The organism is Psychrobacter sp. ANT206 (genome assembly GCF_056880555.1).
In genome coordinates this window covers 1,445,732-1,463,535 of record NZ_CP096271.1, presented here as the reverse complement: position 1 = coordinate 1,463,535, position 17,804 = coordinate 1,445,732, and the positions used below count along the sequence as shown (strand labels likewise).

Annotated in this window: 10 protein-coding genes; 6 read left to right on the top strand and 4 right to left on the bottom strand. The window is 42.3% G+C overall.

What is annotated here, in order from left to right; genetic code table 11:
• Nucleotide 1: 1 nt before the first annotated feature.
• Nucleotides 2–778, bottom strand: coding sequence for an enoyl-CoA hydratase (locus M0221_RS06125; protein WP_483284710.1), 777 nt, complete (start codon nt 776–778; stop codon nt 2–4).
• Between the two features lie 313 nt (nt 779–1,091).
• Between M0221_RS06125 and M0221_RS06120 the strand changes: the two genes are divergently transcribed.
• From M0221_RS06120 to M0221_RS06105, 4 genes are all read left to right on the top strand, one after another.
• Nucleotides 1,092–2,246, top strand: coding sequence for an acyl-CoA dehydrogenase family protein (locus tag M0221_RS06120; protein ID WP_483284709.1), 1,155 nt, complete (start codon nt 1,092–1,094; stop codon nt 2,244–2,246).
• Nucleotides 2,247–2,355: 109 nt separating this feature from the next.
• On the top strand, nt 2,356–3,621 hold the full coding sequence (locus M0221_RS06115) for an MFS transporter (RefSeq protein ID WP_483284708.1): 1,266 nt from the start codon (nt 2,356–2,358) through the stop codon (nt 3,619–3,621).
• 197 nt (nt 3,622–3,818) lie between these two features.
• Nucleotides 3,819–4,664 carry an IclR family transcriptional regulator gene (locus M0221_RS06110; RefSeq protein ID WP_011513564.1) on the top strand — a complete coding sequence of 282 codons (846 nt, stop codon included), beginning with the start codon at nt 3,819–3,821 and terminating at the stop codon, nt 4,662–4,664.
• A gap of 448 nt (nt 4,665–5,112) precedes the next feature.
• The gene (locus M0221_RS06105; protein ID WP_483284707.1) at nt 5,113–6,789 is read left to right on the top strand and encodes a chromosome condensation regulator RCC1; all 1,677 of its coding nucleotides are present in this window, start codon (nt 5,113–5,115) and stop codon (nt 6,787–6,789) included.
• Nucleotides 6,790–6,960: 171 nt separating this feature from the next.
• Here the strand turns inward: M0221_RS06105 and M0221_RS06100 are convergent, their stop codons facing one another.
• Nucleotides 6,961–7,887, bottom strand: a complete 927-nt coding sequence (locus M0221_RS06100) for a bestrophin family protein (protein ID WP_483284706.1) — start codon at nt 7,885–7,887, stop codon at nt 6,961–6,963.
• A 281-nt stretch (nt 7,888–8,168) separates the two neighbouring features.
• On the opposite strand from M0221_RS06100, the gene M0221_RS06095 reads away from it, so the two are divergent.
• A complete protein-coding gene (locus M0221_RS06095; RefSeq protein WP_181210487.1) occupies nt 8,169–8,873 on the top strand; it encodes a hypothetical protein in 705 nt (234 codons plus the stop codon).
• A gap of 250 nt (nt 8,874–9,123) precedes the next feature.
• On the opposite strand, the gene M0221_RS06090 is transcribed toward M0221_RS06095, so the two are convergent.
• Nucleotides 9,124–10,674 carry an acetyl-CoA hydrolase/transferase family protein gene (locus M0221_RS06090; RefSeq protein ID WP_149491552.1) on the bottom strand — a complete coding sequence of 517 codons (1,551 nt, stop codon included), beginning with the start codon at nt 10,672–10,674 and terminating at the stop codon, nt 9,124–9,126.
• 615 nt (nt 10,675–11,289) lie between these two features.
• On the opposite strand from M0221_RS06090, the gene M0221_RS06085 reads away from it, so the two are divergent.
• Nucleotides 11,290–12,153, top strand: a complete 864-nt coding sequence (locus tag M0221_RS06085; protein ID WP_483284705.1) for a universal stress protein — start codon at nt 11,290–11,292, stop codon at nt 12,151–12,153.
• A 156-nt stretch (nt 12,154–12,309) separates the two neighbouring features.
• On the opposite strand, the gene M0221_RS06080 is transcribed toward M0221_RS06085, so the two are convergent.
• Nucleotides 12,310–17,757 carry a YadA-like family protein gene (locus M0221_RS06080; protein WP_483284704.1) on the bottom strand — a complete coding sequence of 1,816 codons (5,448 nt, stop codon included), beginning with the start codon at nt 17,755–17,757 and terminating at the stop codon, nt 12,310–12,312.
• Nucleotides 17,758–17,804 lie beyond the last annotated feature (47 nt).

Genomic DNA, 17,804 nt, shown 5'->3' with positions numbered 1-17,804 from the left:
GCTACTGTCCTTTATATTCAGCACGACGCTTTTCTAAGAAGGCCTTTGCCCCTTCTTTTTGATCTTCGGTATCAAATAAAATCTGAAAAGCCTTACGCTCTAAAGCCAATGCGGCTTGTAGTGGCATATCTATCCCTAAATTAGCAACTTCTTTGATTTGGGTTAAGGCAATAGGCGAATAACTCGCTAGTTGCTCCGCAATTTCGATAGCACGTTTGATAGTTGCCTCATCTTCAACTACTTCAGAGACTAGCCCCATTTGATCTGCTTTATCAGCGCTTATCATGTCGCCCGTTAATATCAGCTTCATGGCTTTATGTTTGCCAATTACGCGAAATAGCCGCTGCGTACCCCCTGCCCCTGGCATCAGCCCTATTTTGATTTCTGGTTGGCCAAACTTAGCAGACTTGCCAGCGACAATGATGTCGGCATGCATAGCAAGCTCACAGCCGCCGCCAAGGGCATAGCCATTGACTGCTGCAATAATCGGCTTGCGACAATTGGTGATGGCATCCCAATAGCGTTCGCTATGACGCAAATACACATCGACTGTTTTCGCGGTTGAAAAATCATTGATATCAGCACCGGCTGCGAACACCTTATCGCCACCTGTCAGCACAATAACCTTGGTATTCACATCGTCATTTAATTTGATGAAAATCTCTGCCATTTGTTCGCGTAGTTCAGTGTTTAAAGCATTGCGAACTTTAGGACGATTAAGTCTTATCACACTAACGCCATTTTCTAATGTTTCACAAATAATGATTGGCTCTTCCATGATGCTGTCCCTTAAACAGTGTCCTTAGGTAAAGTACATCAACCCTTAAAAAACACTAGTAATTATGATAATTAATACCGCATAGCGATATTTAAGACCAATATATACTGTTTATTTTCCTTTGTGAAGGGTAAATCTCAGTTAAATTGAGAAATAAACCAATCATTTAAACTTTAATTTTTTAATAAATACCGCATTGCGGTTATTTAAACCAAAACTATTGTAATTTCATAAACTATCAATTATGCTGTTTATTCAAGGCAATTATGAAGCCGCTCTCAATTTAAATATCAATTAAACAAGGAAGAATCACATGATCCGAGATAAGGACGTTCTTAACCAAATCACCGACACTATCCGCCAATTTGTTAATAACCAATTAATACCGATGGAACACTGGGTAGCAGAAAACGACCGTCTGCCAGACGATATCATCAATCAAATGCGCGAGTTAGGGCTGTTTGGACTGACTATTCCTGAAGAGTTTGGCGGGCTTGGCGTTACGATGGAAGAAGAGGTCACACTGGCATTTGAATTAGGGCGCACCTCTCCTGCTTTTCGCTCACTAATAGGGACAAATAACGGTATCGGCTCATCTGGCCTTGTCATCGATGGTACTGAAGCGCAAAAACAGAAATATCTACCTAGACTTGCCAGCGGTGAAATCATCGGCTCATTTTGTTTGACCGAGCCGGATTCTGGTTCAGATGCCGCTTCATTAAAGACCACTGCCATCAAAGATGGTGATACCTATGTTATTAACGGTACTAAACGCTATATTACCAACGCCCCTGAAGCCGGCGTATTTACCGTAATGGCACGTACTGACCCACAAAATAAAAGATCGGGTGGTATTTCAGCCTTTATCGTTGAGAGTAATACCCCTGGTATTACTTTGGGTAAAATTGACAAAAAAATGGGGCAAAAAGGTGCTCATACCTGTGACGTCATCTTTGATAATTGTGTCGTGCCTGCTGATGCTTTGATTGGTGGTGTCGAAGGTGTAGGTTTCAAAACCGCGATGAAAGTACTTGATAAAGGGCGCCTACATATTGCTGCAGCGAGTACCGGAGCCGCGACTCGCATGTTGGATGATGCATTACATTATGCCGTTGAGCGTAAGCAGTTTGGGCAGCCCATTGCCAATTTTCAGCTTATTCAAGCGATGCTCGCTGATTCAAAAGCAGAAATCTATGCGGCTAAATCTATGGTATTAGACGCCTCACGCCTGCGCGATGAAGGTAAAGATGTCGTCACTGAGTCCTCCTGTGCCAAGATGTTTGCCACTGAAATGTGTGGCCGCGTTGCTGATAGAGCCGTACAAATTCATGGCGGTGCGGGTTACATTGCTGATTATGGCATTGAGCGTTTTTATCGCGATGTGCGCTTGTATCGTTTATATGAAGGTACGACTCAGATTCAGCAGATTATCATCGCCCGTAATATGATTAAAGAAGTAAGTGAATAGTAGTTTGTTTGATGAGCTAGGCGATACCGGTATTTGCTAGGACGTGAATACCGTCATAAAGACACTATCAAAATAGTTTTTTATTCTCACAACGATAAGGATATGTATTGTGAAAAGTGCGGCTATAACTTCGAATCCAAGCTTACATTCTGCCCAGAAGCAACCTTGGAAACTGGCCTTTGTATTTTGTTTTTTAGTCTTGTTATGTGATGGGGCTGATATCGGTATTCTTGCCTTTACGCTTTCAAGTTTAAAACAAGAATTTGGATTGACCAATGTACAAGCAGGTGCTTTAGGCAGTTGGTCATTATTTGGCATGGCAATCGGCGGGTTCTTTGGCGGCTGGGCCTGTGATCGTTTTGGACGGGTACGGGTTATCGTGATTGCGACCGCACTCTTCTCTGTATTATCAGGTTTTAGTGGATTTGCGCAGAGCTACGAACATTTTGTAGCATTACGATTCACCGCATGTTTGGGTCTTGGTAGCTTATACATTGCGACCAATACGTTGATGTCTGAGATGGTCCCTACCAAACATCGAACGACGGTGCTTGCGATGTTGATGACAGGGTTTACTTTAGGCTCTCTCGTTATTACGAGCTTGTCTGCTTGGATTATTCCTAGCTATGGTTGGCGCACCCTATACCTCTTAACCTTCATACCTATTATTCTGTCAGTATTGATGTATTTTCTAGTGTCTGAGCCCCAGTCTTGGAAAGAGTCACGTGCCCTTAAACTTAGTGGCGCAAAGAACTCACTTCAAAAACCTGAAAACCCTTATAAAGCCATATTTGAGAATCCAAAGCATCGCATCATGTTTATTTTATGGTCTATGAGTTCAGGGCTTTTATTATTTGGTTATTTTGGCGTAAGCAACTGGTTACCGTCTTATCTAGAAACTGAATTAGGTATCAAGTTTAAAGAGATGGCTATCTATATGGCAGGTACTTATCTGACTATGATGTTTGCCAAATTAGTCGCAGGTATCGTGGCTGATAAGATAGGTCGCAAAATAGTATTTGCTTTCGGTACCATGGGTACGGCACTATTTATACCAGTATTGGTCTACATGCATACGCCAGAAAACATCGGTTGGTTGATGATAACCTTTGGCTTCTTATATGGTATTCCTTATGCGATTAACGCCACCTATTTGACCGAAAGCTTTCCGACTGCTATTCGAGGTACTGCTATCGGTGGTGCATTCAATATCGGACGACTGGGCTCAGTTATTGCACCCGTCGCTATTGGTTATATGGCGATGCAAAATTCGATCGGTGCAGGTTTATTACTGATGGCAGGTGCGTACTTCTTATGTGGTCTTATTCCGACGTTGTTTATTAAAGAACAGCAGTATGACCCACAAAAAGCATAATATTATTCAATATATAAACCGCATAGCGAAATAGCTTATAATAGCTGTGCTAAGTATTTTAAATGCACCTTTAAGATAATATGGTTAAAGGTGCATACTATTATTAGCCCAAAGTAATTTACTCTGATAATAAAGTACGATAAGCAATTTCTTTACCATGACATTCGTATTAACTTAATTGAGAATAAAAATAATATATGACAACTAAAAACCTTATTACTGAAGGCTCGGCTAACACCACACATATCGAACTGCTAGAGCCGATTGCAGAGATGCGCGATAAGAATGATCGGCAGTTCGTCACCGCGTTGGCGCGAGGGCTAGAGCTACTTCGTTGTTTTACCCCGCAGCGTCCTTATCTTGGTAATCAAGACTTAAGTCAATTAACAGGACTGCCTAAAGGCACGATTACGCGTCTTACATATACCTTGGTTAAGCTCGGCTATTTAAAGCAATCAATAAATAGTAGTAAATATCAATTGTCTGCTGGTGTCTTAGGGTTCGGCTATACGATGATGGCGAACATCTCTATCAACAATCTAGTAACGCCATACATGGAAGAGTTAGCAGAGTATGCAAATAGTGCGGTTGCCATGGCCACTCGCGATCGACTAACAATGGTATATTTGAATGTGGTGCAAGGTGATGGTACTACGACTATGCGCCGTAATGTCGGCTCATACTTGCCTATTCACTTAAGTTCGATGGGCAGAGCCTGTCTAGCAAGTATGCCGCAGGCTGAGCAAGAATTTATCCTTGATGCCATTCGAACTAAGTACAAAGAGGATTGGATAAAGATTAGAAGGGGACTGGATAAAGCTTTTAAAGATTATGAAGATTATGGCTACTGCTTTTCAATTAGCGAATGGCAAAAAGATGTCAATGCGGTTGCCACTGCTTTAATGCACCCTACTGAGGGTCTACTGACTTTTAATTGTGGCGCGCCAAATTTCGTTTTGAGCCGTACAAAACTAGAGGAAGATGTTGCCCCTCGTCTACTGCATATGAAAAATAGTATTGAGAGCAATCTTTACATTAGCTAGATCATGTCATTAATGATAGAGATCGCATAATTATTAACACTATAAGTGAGTATGCGATTTTATTATGAACTCAGTATCATGGAAACATACATATAATGCAGTGGCATGATCCGCGCTTTTACCATACTTCCAGATAGTCGCCTAGTCGCTATCTTTACCACCATATCATAAAGTCTTATTAAAGCTCTCTTCGCTACAGCCCTATATAAATACTGATGGCAAATCCCTATAGGCAGCACCTCATCTGTACGCCGCCATTATCATATTTGCTGCTCTGATCCGTAACATAGCATATCTAATATACTGCCATTCTAATTTACATATTGATAATAGTTATCGTTTGTAATATTATTCGCTTAAATTATTACAGTCACTTTACTAAGTGCCCCTATCTTAGGATTGGCACCGCTACCCCTTTTATTTTTATTGATCACTGATTGAGACATTTATGCGTTTATCCACTCTGACCCAAGCAGTCGCTTTGATTACCGCTACTTTGATGTTGACTGCTTGCGGCGATGATTCTGATGTCAGTACAGAAATCATTGATGGGACACCGCCACTTTTGACAACGGATAGCAACTTTTCGAGTGGTTATAGCGCAGTTGCGGCCGTATTTGTCTCAGGTCAAGTGCAAGATAGCGGTGGCATAAAGTCTGTGACTTATACATTGAACGGTAGAGCACCTCAATCACTAACTATTGACAAAAATGGTTATTTTAACGATCGCATCTTGTTAGATTTAGGCGAAAACAGCATTGCCTTAGCCGCCACTGACAATGCAGGTAATATCATGCGCTCAACCAAAAATATGTATCTGGGTGATACGGTGGCAGCTGGTGGCTCACATACCGCAGCCCTTCATGATGGGCAGCTCTATGGTTGGGGTCGTAATAACTATGGGCAAACAGGCACCGCATATATCTCGACATTCACTGATACTATGGGACATCCAGAGTTACCGACACTCATGAATAATGCCCCAAAAAACCTAATATCTATTAAATTTAATCAAAACCACTCGCTTGCTATCGACGATAAAGGTCAAGTTTATAGCTGGGGTAATGATGCTCATGGACAATTAGGACGTGGTCAGTCAAATCGTCATTCTTGTGTTAAATCCGCTGATTGTCGTCTTGATATCAGCGCGATTGCCGGTATTAATAATGCGGTTATGTTAGCGGCTGGTTATAATCATAATTTGGTATTGACCAAAGACGGCAGCGTTTGGGCATTTGGCGCTAATGCTCAAGGGCAGCTCGCTAATAACACCGCTATAGACAGCAGCACACCAGTCAAAGTGGACTTTTCGGCGTCAGAGGGAGTCGGTCATATCATACAAGTCGTAGCCAGTAGCAATAGCTCATATGCCTTAGATGATAAAGGTCAGGTATGGGGTTGGGGCAGCGACGCGAGCGCCAATCTTGGGCGCGGTCAAGCATGTGATAAAGCCAACAATTGCATCAATATTACTAATAAACCGTTACGTATCAACGTCATTGCACATGATTTGGCTGATAGTACTGCTCAAAAGGTAGAAAAAGAAATAGTCACTCAGCTTGCGGCTGGTAAAGATCATGTTTTAGCACTGACCAACAAAGACTCTGTCTATGGTTGGGGGCTAAATGCTAGCAGCCAAATAGGCTACAACGGAATTGGCTTTAAAAATACTGTCAACGCTTGGGCAAGCACCATAACTGCGCCAACCAAATTGCCTTGGTTTGCCGGTCAAGAGGTTCGCCGTGTCTACGCCAATGGCAATGCCAGCTATGTGCTGTTGGACAATGTTGCAGCAAATAACAGTAACACCCAAGCGTCAGATGGCATCCTTTATGCTTGGGGCATGTTTGGTGAAACAGACGGCAAAGGCAAAACAAGTTATGAAAACTTAGATGAACCAACAAACAAGCTTGCCAGCTTAAAAAACATCGATAATATGGCGATGGGTACAATGCATTTGATTGTACATGAAAAACCACGCAATCAAAACAATGGCATACCTTTTAAAAATGGCAATCTGTTTACGTGGGGCTGGAGCTTTGAGGGTTCATTAGGCAATGAAAACACCTCACATACTTGGATGTATAACTACCCTATCCCTGTAAAAATTCCTAGCCAGCTATAAGCAGTAATTATTGAGCGGCGCTCATAAAAGCGATACACAATGACCTAGTACGCAAAAAGAGAAATTATTGAGGTTTTTAAAAGGTATTTAAGGCTAATAAGCAATCAAAGTGACATACAAACATAGAAAGACCGCTCCAATTGAGCGGTCTTTTATTATCTTACTCATTATTTATGGTAAGTAGCCCTTTATAGGGCTGATATCAGCTGGCAAATCAGTTTCACCCAAGGCCTCTAACAAGTTGATTTCAATCGTGCGCGATAAAGCCGTTAATGGCAGCTGATTGTCCGCCAAGCCAAATGGTGATTCTAACTCCTCACTCAGCGCATCTAGTCCAAAAAAGGTATAGGCAATCACGCTGCAGATTAAGGGTGTCACCCAGCCTAAAGAAGATACCAAACCAAACGGCAGCATAAAGCAATAAAGATAAGTGGTTCGATGTACAAGCAAAGTATAAGCAAATGGCAATGGTGTATTATGAATACGTTCACACGCTGCCAGTACCACCGTCATAGAATTCAGGCGCTCATCCATATTTTGTACCATCTGCTCTGATAGCAAATGCTGCTTCCGACAGTGTCCAAGCTCCTTACCCATCAAGCGCATCAGATAATCAGGCAGATTTTTTGCCTGCCGCATTTTGCTATGATATTTCGGATCAACAAAGCGCTCGATATCCTCCCAAGGCGAGGTGTTTCGCAGTCGATGACGCACCGCATGAGTAAAAGCAATACTCAGATAAATCAGACGGCGCTGAGTATCTCGCCCTATTGGATTGTCTTCGTCGATATAAGAAAGCGCTTGACGGCATAGGCTGCACGCATCATAAACCAATTGTCCCCATAGCCCCCTTGCTTCCCACCAACGCTGATAGCTGGCATTATTACGAAAGCCCAAAAACAACGATAAGGCAATCCCAAGCAAGGTGAAAGGCGCCACGCTATAAGAAGAAAAAGAGCTTGGAAAGCCGTGCTGAATATTGGTAATAAGCGCACTGATAAGACCAATCAGCAAAATTTGAGGATATACTTTGGGAAGAATTGAGCCACGCAAGGTAAAGAATAGTTTGATGGCGCTTGGGTTTTGCTTGACGATCATATTGCCTTCCTAACGCTGATACTTTTGCAGAGCGAAATGATAACAGACTCGCCATAATGAGGTATAAAAAGATGCTTATCATTGAACTGTGAATAAGTATTTATCGTAAAAATACACCACTATTTTTATCACCTTGTTATGCAATAGATGTCTAACAAATCATTGGTTGTTATAGTGATGTAATGATAGCAAGGACAAAGGTAGATAGCAGATGCCATCGCACAAAAATTCGATTATAGTAGACATAGATATGCTCATATAAACAAAATAAGGAATAAATGATGAAAAAATTAGGATTATGCGCCGCAGTGGCACTGAGCTTGAGCGCATGTGCTGGCGGGATAAACGGTGGCACCATTGGCAATAACAACCAAAATACTATCGTCACTCAATATCCTGTTGAAGCAGCGATGCTCAACATTTATACCAAAGCTCGTAGTCAAAGCTTGGTAGCGACCGTCGGCAATCAAACTGCCTCAGCTGATATTACAATTACCCCAAAAGGTAGTATGGTATTCAATAATAAACAAGTACAAGCTGCCGAAGTAAATACTATTAATAAAGTAAATAATCAAATCACTGATCAATCTGTTGCCATCAATTACTTTACGTTAAATCCATTGGTCTTCCATGGTTATACTGATAGCTCAGGCAAATACTCACTAGCGACCCAGAGCACGACGCTTCCTAAGCTGGCAACCGTTGGCTCCTCTAGTCAATTGATTGCAGAGGACGTATACGCCGATAGAAGTATGCGCAAAAAGATAGGTAGCTACAGACAAGGCTGGTCATTGACCAGAGACACCAATAACACTGCATGGTTTTGTGTCGACACCTCAGCCAATCTACTCGTCGCAAATGATCCCAATGGTGTCTCATCAGAATGCTATAAAATCAATGCGCGCGGTGATATCTTAGATAGTAAAGTGACGATTAGCCAACCGACCAACAACGGTACGAAAGCGATTGTATTTACCAGCCGTTAAATAATTCGTCACTAAATCATTTAACGTTGCACAAAAAAGCGCCCCTTATTCATAAAATAAGGGGCGCTTTTTTGAAATTTGTTTATGATGATATAGTCAATTCACTATAAATCAAACACAGTGCTACTGAAATAAGTTTTGCGCCGCCTATGTCTACGCAGGCACAGCAAGCAAGAAAAATTTATACCAGTAGCACATTATAATATGTGTACTTATTTTATTTAGGACTGATTATATAAGATCTATCGTCTTAAACGGCAATTTTATAAGCTGATTTTTTGATACGCATATCACCCGTTTCAACATAACGCTGATGCCATGATAATGCTTCGTCCAAGATATGCGGCGTTTGCATACCAGCCGTATCTGAAGCACGATCAAAATAATCTTGCAGCATTGGGCGATAGTCAGGATGGGCACAGTTATCGATAATTGCTTTTGCACGTTGACGCGGCGATAAACCACGCAAATCTGCCAATCCTTGTTCGGTGACAATAACCATCACATCATGCTCAGTATGGTCGTGATGCGAGACCATCGGCGTGATACAAGAGATAGCACCATCCTTTGCCACTGATGGCGATACAAAGAATGACGTATAAGCGTTACGAGCGAAATCACCTGAGCCGCCCAAGCCATTCATCATATTGGTGCCCATGACGTGGGTTGAGTTGACGTTACCATACAGGTCACATTCAATCATGGCATTAATGGCCAATACACCTAAGCGACGCGCAACTTCAGGATGGTTGGTGATTTCTTGTGGACGCAATACAATACGCGCACGCAGCTCTTCGATATTGGCATTAAAACGCTCTAGCGCATCTGGGCTTAATGACAGTGCAGTTGCAGATGCCATGGTCATTTTGCCAGACATAATTAGGTCTAACATACCGTCCTGCAATACTTCAGTGTAGCCGGTTAAATTCTCAAACGGGCTGTTTTGTAGTCCTGCCAATACGGCATTGGCTACGTTACCTACACCAGACTGGATCGGTAATAAATTTTCTGGCATGCGACCTTTTTTGACTTCATCATGGAAGAAATCAATGATATGGCTGGCTATTTTGTTTGAACATTCATCAGGATCAGCAAACTTGCTGTTGCGATCAGGCGAGTTCGTTAAGACAACGCCAACCACTTTATCCAAGTCACAATGTAGATACGGCACACCAATGCGTCCGCCTGGGGTCACAAGTGGAATCGGCTTGCGGTTTGGCGGCATACCGATATCATTATAGACATCATGCATACCTTCTAACATCAAGCTTTGCTGCGCGTTCACTTCTAAGATGATTTTGTCTGCATTTTCTAACCAGGCATTGTTGTTACCGATAGAAGTCGATGGAATCAGGCGACCATCTGGCAAAATACCAGACACTTCAACGACCGCTATATGCATCTTGCCATAGAAACCGATGGTGCTCTGCTGCGCTACATGCGATAAATGCATATCGAAATAATGCGCTTCACCTGCGTTGATTTGTTTACGTAAAGCAGGCTCTGATTGATATGGCGTGCGCCACTTGATGCCGTTCGCTTCTGCCAATACGCCATCACATTCGGTTGCGGTAGAGGCACCGGTTAATAAACCAATTTGAAAGTCTTCACCGCGAGCATGAGCCGCTTCCATATGTTTGGCAAGCGCAGCGGGTATCGCTTTTGGGTAACCTGCACCAGTAAAGCCACTCATACCGACATTCATATCGTTTTTGATGAACGCTGCTGCTTGATCAGCAGACATGATTTTTTTGCTTAGACCGTCGTGAAGCACGCGACCTTCGTGATTTAATGATGTCATACCTTTTTTCCTAGTAACTTCCATATTAAAATCAAACCACTTCGCGATGAAGCGTTTGATACGAAACCAACAATAAAATGCATTGCTGCATATTAGCAACTTTCCCGCAAAAAACAAGTTGAATGACTTAAATTTACCTGTAGAGATTTTATCTGTCTCATATAAACTAACATTAGTTCGTTTTTTAATATCGTTTATATAACGTTCTTTTTCTCTTTAAATTGCAGTCAGATCTATTTTTATTTATCTCAAAGAGATATGCTTACCGTAAGGTATGATGGTTAAAAATCCTTATTATTTATTTTTCTCAGATAGGTATCAACGCATTTAAAAACTATACTTTGAAATATAGAATGGGATATTTTTGATTAATAGAAAAATATTAACGATAATATTTCTGATTTTTTGTCTATAGACCCAAAAAAATTATAGTAAGATTATCAGTGTCATATTTTTAAAAGGACTCCACGCATGTTATATTTTAGAAACTGGCAAAATTTTTTAACTAAAGGTTATACTGATAAAAACTGGTGCTAAATTTGATATGAAAGCAGTTCATTATTAGCTGATTGACATAAAGTTGGTAGCGAAAAAATAAGCATTTAAGGATGAATGATGACAACTCAACAGCACGTTTTGGCTTGTATTGACGGCTCAGCAGTGACAGAGTCTGTTTGTGACTATGCAGCATGGTATGCAAGGCGACTCAATATTTCGGTAGGACTGTTGCATGTCAGTGATGTGGCAGCGTCTATTAGAAGAGACTTGTCTGGGGCGATTGGCATCAATAGCCGTCAATTCTTGCTAGATGAATTGTCTCAGCTGGACGAGCAAAGAGCCAAGGTAGTCAATAGCTATAGTAACGCCTTGGTGCAAGATGCCAAAAGCCATATCAAAAATCAGTTTGATGACGTAGATGTCCATGTTTATCAGCGCCGTGGCAAGCTACTGCCTGCTATTGAGCATTTTACAGCGCATAATCGTGCCATCGTTATGGGACGCCGCGGTGAAGACCATAAACATAGTCGCATCAACATCGGCAGCCAAATCGAGACAGTTGCACGAGCGTCAAGCATACCTGTGCTCATTTGCTCAGAGAAATTCAAAGAACCTCACTCATACATGGTAGCCTTTGACGCTAGTAAAACAGCGATTAAAGCTATAACTATGCTGTCAGAGAGCAAATTATTAAAAGGCATGCAAGGTCATATCGTGATGATCGGTAACGATAATGAAACCGCCAAACGAAGCCTTACTGATGCCCGCGAGCAGATGGCAGCAGCAGGATTTTCAGTAGAGACTCATCAGCTCCAAAAGCTTGACGCGGTCAATGGATTGTTAGCTTTTCAAATGGAGCATGCAATCGATATTATTGTGGTGGGTGCTTATGGCAGCTCAAAATTACAGCATCTGTTTCTTGGCAGCACTACGACAGAGATTATCGCCAGTACGCTGTCACCAGTTATTTTGGTACGCTAATAGTTAACGAGCGTGATTATATTTTTAATCTGTTCTGTCGGTTTTTATATGTTGAGAAATATTCATTAAAAAAGCAAGGCATCTGATGCCTTGCTTCTTTCATCTAACTAATGATTATGATTGTCATTTCGCTTAGATGTTCAGTCAAATAGGTGTTTAGTCAAAATGGAAACCTGCACCTATGGCTGCACCTACGTTGCCTTGAGTATCTGCAGTACCATTTAGCTTCATGACCCAACGTCCATCAGCGGACAGTTTCGAAAAGCCGATAGCAACGGCACTCTCACCGTTATACGTTGCGATACCACCACCTATCATAGACTTACCGATGATGTAAGCTTGAGGCAATGAAGACATCGCCATGGCTGCTGAGATACCAGCGTTGGCATCGTCCTCAACCTCGCCAATTCTATAACCCAGCTCATTGATGCTGTTGCCTAGGTTTCTATTGACTGCATCCAATTGACCGAAGTTCACAGCGTCTCTAGGTTGCATACCGTCAGCAACATTGGTTATCTTAGTGCCAGCAGCATTAATACCGGCTGCTGTCATACTAGGAGCAGTTTCACCATTACCGGCATATATACCGGCTTTAGTGACACTAGGACCACCTGCAATGACGACTCCGTTTGTGCTGACGGTTGTATCACCAGTCGTCACGCTGTCAACATTGATGTTGCCGTTTAAGTCAAACTTAATGCTACTGCCTGCTGATGTCGTGGTGATATTATTGCCACCTTTAAACGTAAGTGGAGCAGAACCTGCTTTTTTGTTGATAACAGGACCACTATCTGCATCGAAGTTAAGTCCAGCGCCCATCTCAGCTATCACAGCTGTCTGTGTATTGATGCTAGATAAAACTTCAAATAACTGTCCACCATTGACGGCATCCTTACTCGCTACCTCAATGAAACCATTAGCGACGTTGGTAATCTTGTTACCACCAGCATCAACACTGGTTTTAGTAAGTTTAGGACCGCCTACGATAGTTAGACCACTGTTATTCATCGTGGCATCACCCGTTTGCACACTATCTACGGCGATATCCCTACTTAAATTAAAGGTAACATTATTACTCTCTGCTGTTTTAGAGACGGTTATATTGTTATCTGTGTTGTTTAAGTCAACTGTATCGCTTGGTTTCACTGTACTTATAGTGCTCTCATTGCTTTGAGCACTGAGGTTCCAGCCTTTGTTGGCATCAGCTGCACTTTGTTTGACTTCGTTTAACTGTCCAACATTCACAGCGTCAGTATTTGCTTCACCTCGTGCAACATTGGTAATAACATTACCGCCGTTGTTAAGACCAGTGCTTGTTAAGCTGACAGTTTTAGCTGGAACAATATTAGTGATAGTGAAACCAGTACTGTTTAATTTTACTCCACTATTAATGAAACTAACACCGCCATTATCCATCACAGTATTACCAGTAGTAACGGATGTTACATCTAAAGCATCAGCCATCTGAATCTCTAACTGACCGTTGTTTTCTACCGTTCGGATATTTTTTGCAGATGCTGTTTTAAGAGGATTTAAACTGCCTACGATTTTAAGTTGCGTACCAAGATCCTTATGGATGTTGATATTATCATTACCAGCGAAGTTTAGACCTTTAGTTACAATAGTAGTGTTTTGACCATTAAGCTGATCAACATTCACTGCATCAGTACCAGCAGCACCTGCTACAACATTGTGAACCTGATTACCACCCATGCTGACGTTGGTGCCCAGAGCCACACTGACTTTATCGTCCTCGACAACAAAACGACCAGCATTAACATTAAGGGCTTTGCTGCTAATCGTACCTCTGTTAATAAAGGTTTGATTACTTGGGTCAGAACCCACAGTAACTGTGTCAAGATCCGTTAGGTTCTTAGCCATCACGACGTTCAGTTTGCCATTGAGGCTGTCAACACGTAGGTTTGCACCCGATGCATCAGCAGCATTCGCCAGCTTACCTTCGATGCTCAACGTTTCGTTCAACTTCTTATTAATGGTAGTGCCAGTGTTACCCGCAAACTTCAGGCCGTCTTCCATCGTGGCAACTTGGATATCGTCGATAACGATACGTGTGATACCATCACCACCATTAACACCTGGTACGCCGTTAATGACACCAATGGTACCTGATACACCAGTAGGACCAGTTAGACCGATTGTGCCGTTCGAACCATTGATAGCAACACCGGATACACCATCTTTACCATTAACGCCGATAAAGCCGTCTTTGCCATCGATACCTGAAGTACCAACACTAATGTCATCACTCAATGCAACAATAAGGTCATTACCTACATTGGTAACGCTAATATTCTTATTGTCACCGTTGATAGTGACTACATCGTCTGGTTTAACATTGCTCTTTGCACCATCACCAGAGTCGGTCCGTACGAACCATCCTTTGTTGGCCGTGTCGTTAACTTCTTCAATGGACTGATTGGTTGCATACAACTGGCTACCATTGATAGCATCAGTGCTGTTCTCGTTGACAGCACCTGCAGCGACATTGATAATCTGACGTTCCCCGTTAACGAAACCAACGCTCACCACACCTTTTGCAGCAGAACCTTGACCTGCATAAGTGTAATATCTTGTATTAATAATAACCCCAGTCTCAGTCGTAGCAGCACGATCAGTAGATAAGTTACCTAACACAACACTGTTGTTTTGCGTTGTCGAAACATTATTACCGAGAACAAACGAATTATCATTTTCAACAGTATTATCATTACCAACTGAATAGCTACTGTTGCCAGAAACACTGTCAATGTCATCTGGTGGAAGCTGACTACCAAAGGCTCCAGATCGTGTACCACTGACCTTATTGCGGACACCCACAGCGATTGAGTTAGCGCCGTTCACTGTATTTCCTTTACCTATCGCTATTGACTCTTTACCACTCACTATACTTCGATCACCTAGAGCAACAGAACTGAGGCCATTTGCTTCTGAAACAAAGCCCATAGCCGTTGACCATTGTTTAGTTGCTTTAGAACCAACACCAACTGCGGTGCTTTGTATTCCAGTAGCGCGCGTACGTGAACCGATAGCAGTACCTGTAAGAGTAGTAGCTTGCGCACCTTCACCTATAGCCACTGAACGCTCACCTAAGGCTTTTGCATTTACGCCAATCGCTGTTGCATTTTTATTAGTAGCTTCAGCATTAAAGCCAACAGCTGATGCATTTTCACCTACGGCTTCAGAGAAACCACCTAAAGCCATGGCACCAGCACCGTCTGCTTTAGAGCGACGACCTAGCGCTACACTATCTTCGCCTCTAGCGTTTGCAGTAGGACCAACAGCTGTGGCACCTAAACCTTCCGCACTACTCCTGACACCTAGAGCAACTGATTCGCCACTTTTAGCTTTAGCTTCAAAACCTGATGCCAAACTGCTACGGGCTGTTGCTTCTGCACCTGCACCAAAGGCACTAGCCTGAATACCAATAGCCTTAGCATTCTCTCCAACAGCAGTTGAGCGGTCACCATTTGCTATAGCATTAGAGCCAACAGCAAGAGCATCAGTACCTGTTACTGACGTGGTGTATGGTTTTGCATTGCTAGAGCGGATAGGGAAATCAATGCCAGCAACGATAGTATCTAACGCTCTTAGCTGAGATACATTGACCGCATCACTATCATCTCTACCAGCTGCGACATTAACTATCTGACGGTTGCCGTCGATATTATTGCCTACAGAGACAGCACCAAGTACAGTACTTCTAGTAGATTCAATAGCTAATCCACTTGCTGATGTTGGGACAAACACTGTACCTAAGCCAGTAGCAGTACGGTTAGCTACTGATTTAAATCCTAAAGCCACGCCATTATCAACATTAACTATAGAGCCATTACCTATAGCAGTTCCTTTGATAACAGTAGGAGTAGCAGACATTATGGTGCCTCCTGCATCAGCGTTATCACCGTATGCTGCACCACCATTCCCTGCACGTGATCCTACACCAATAGCTTGTGACCCTGTAGCTAGCGAATTTTTCCCAATCGCAATAGCATTTTCACCACTGGCCTCAGCTCTATCACCGACAGCAATAGTACCTGTTGCTGAGGCGATAGATTGAACACCAATACCAATAGCATTAATTCCAGCAGAAACAGACCCACGTCCAAGCGCCATGCTACTGTGACCTTGAGCTGAAGAGTTAGTACCTACTGATATGCTGTTTTTACCGATCTGTCCGTTCTGGAAATTGCCAGCATTATTACCGATAGCTACTGTTAAATCATTAGTAATACCTGCACCAGCTTCATTACCGATCGCAACGTTTCTTATTCCACTGACGTTTTTACCAGCTTCAGTACCCAACGCTACGTTACGGTCACCTCTGACATTTGCACCAGCGAAGTTACCAATCGCTGTGTTATAGTCGCCACTGACAATAACGCCTGTATTCGGACCCATAGCAATGTTAGCGCTACCTTTCACATTGTTACCTGAAAAAGACCCGATAGCTGTATTTGCATTACCATCAACAACACGACCCGATCGCTCACCCAATGCTGAGTTGTAATTACCTGCTATGTCTCTACCAGCATCAGCCCCTATTGCAACGTTTTGTCCTTTAATAACAGGAAAGGGATTTATAGCAGATGTAGTTATAGATGTTATATTTGAGCCTGCACCTCTACCTATACCTACGTTACCCGATGATAGTACATTTTGACCTGATGCATTACCTACAGATACTCCCTGTTCAGTACCTGCAGTTGATCCAGAACCGGAGTTTAAACCTATGGCTACTGTAGTCTGTCCAACTGCAGAAGCATTCTTACCAATTGCAATTGCGTCTACACCTTGAGCACCTAGGTTATCTTCATTAGTACCACCTGTTGAGTTGATACTGACGTATTTTATCTGGTTGGCTACAATATCACCAATGGTTGCAGCGTTATGTTGATTATTGGGATCTGTTAGTAAACCCCCACTAGCGACGTTCGTGATTTGATTACCGCCGTTGTTAAGACCAGCACTGGTTAAGCTGACAATTTTAGCTGGAACAGTATTAGTGATCGTGATACCTGAGTTATCAACCAAAGTATCCCCCATCGTTACACTTCCATCAGCGTCAAGGTCAATATCTTTAGCAAGCTTGATCATTAAGATATCGCCATCTGCGACAACACCGATATTATCATTATTGGATAAATTGTTTGCATCAGTCTCACCACCTAAAATATGAAGTGTTTCACCCTGTTTGAGTGCAATAGGATCACCAATATCACCTTCAAATTCTAGAATTATTGAAGTATCCGAATTATCACCTTCTTTCTTATGACTATTGTTAGTAGTATGAGTATGTTCACCAAGACCATGGGTATGAGTAAAAGGATAATCGATATTGTGATTACTCGAGTTACCATTATTTGGAATAGCACTCGCTTGTATACAAAAACCAGCCGCCATTAGACCCAGCCCAATAGCCGTGAGTTTAAAAGCACTGGTAGATGAAAGATTGTCTGTCGTGTTGATGGTAGCGTTTGCACTCACGCTAGATTTGGAAGATTTGCCACGTGCCTTTGCGTATTCACCAACTGCAGTGAAACAGTTTAAGGCTTCATTCCATATTACCTTATAGATGCGGTTCATGATGTATACTCCCTTATAGATTTGTCTGATTTAAAAAATCGAAGTTA

Coding starts and splice junctions, on each gene's coding strand:
- M0221_RS06125 (WP_483284710.1), bottom strand. CDS start 778: ATGGAAGAGCCAATCATTATTTGTGAAACATTAGAAAATGGCGTTAGT.
- M0221_RS06120 (WP_483284709.1), top strand. CDS start 1,092: ATGATCCGAGATAAGGACGTTCTTAACCAAATCACCGACACTATCCGC.
- M0221_RS06110 (WP_011513564.1), top strand. CDS start 3,819: ATGACAACTAAAAACCTTATTACTGAAGGCTCGGCTAACACCACACAT.
- M0221_RS06105 (WP_483284707.1), top strand. CDS start 5,113: ATGCGTTTATCCACTCTGACCCAAGCAGTCGCTTTGATTACCGCTACT.
- M0221_RS06100 (WP_483284706.1), bottom strand. CDS start 7,887: ATGATCGTCAAGCAAAACCCAAGCGCCATCAAACTATTCTTTACCTTG.
- M0221_RS06095 (WP_181210487.1), top strand. CDS start 8,169: ATGAAAAAATTAGGATTATGCGCCGCAGTGGCACTGAGCTTGAGCGCA.
- M0221_RS06090 (WP_149491552.1), bottom strand. CDS start 10,674: ATGACATCATTAAATCACGAAGGTCGCGTGCTTCACGACGGTCTAAGC.
- M0221_RS06085 (WP_483284705.1), top strand. CDS start 11,290: ATGACAACTCAACAGCACGTTTTGGCTTGTATTGACGGCTCAGCAGTG.
- M0221_RS06080 (WP_483284704.1), bottom strand. CDS start 17,757: ATGAACCGCATCTATAAGGTAATATGGAATGAAGCCTTAAACTGTTTC.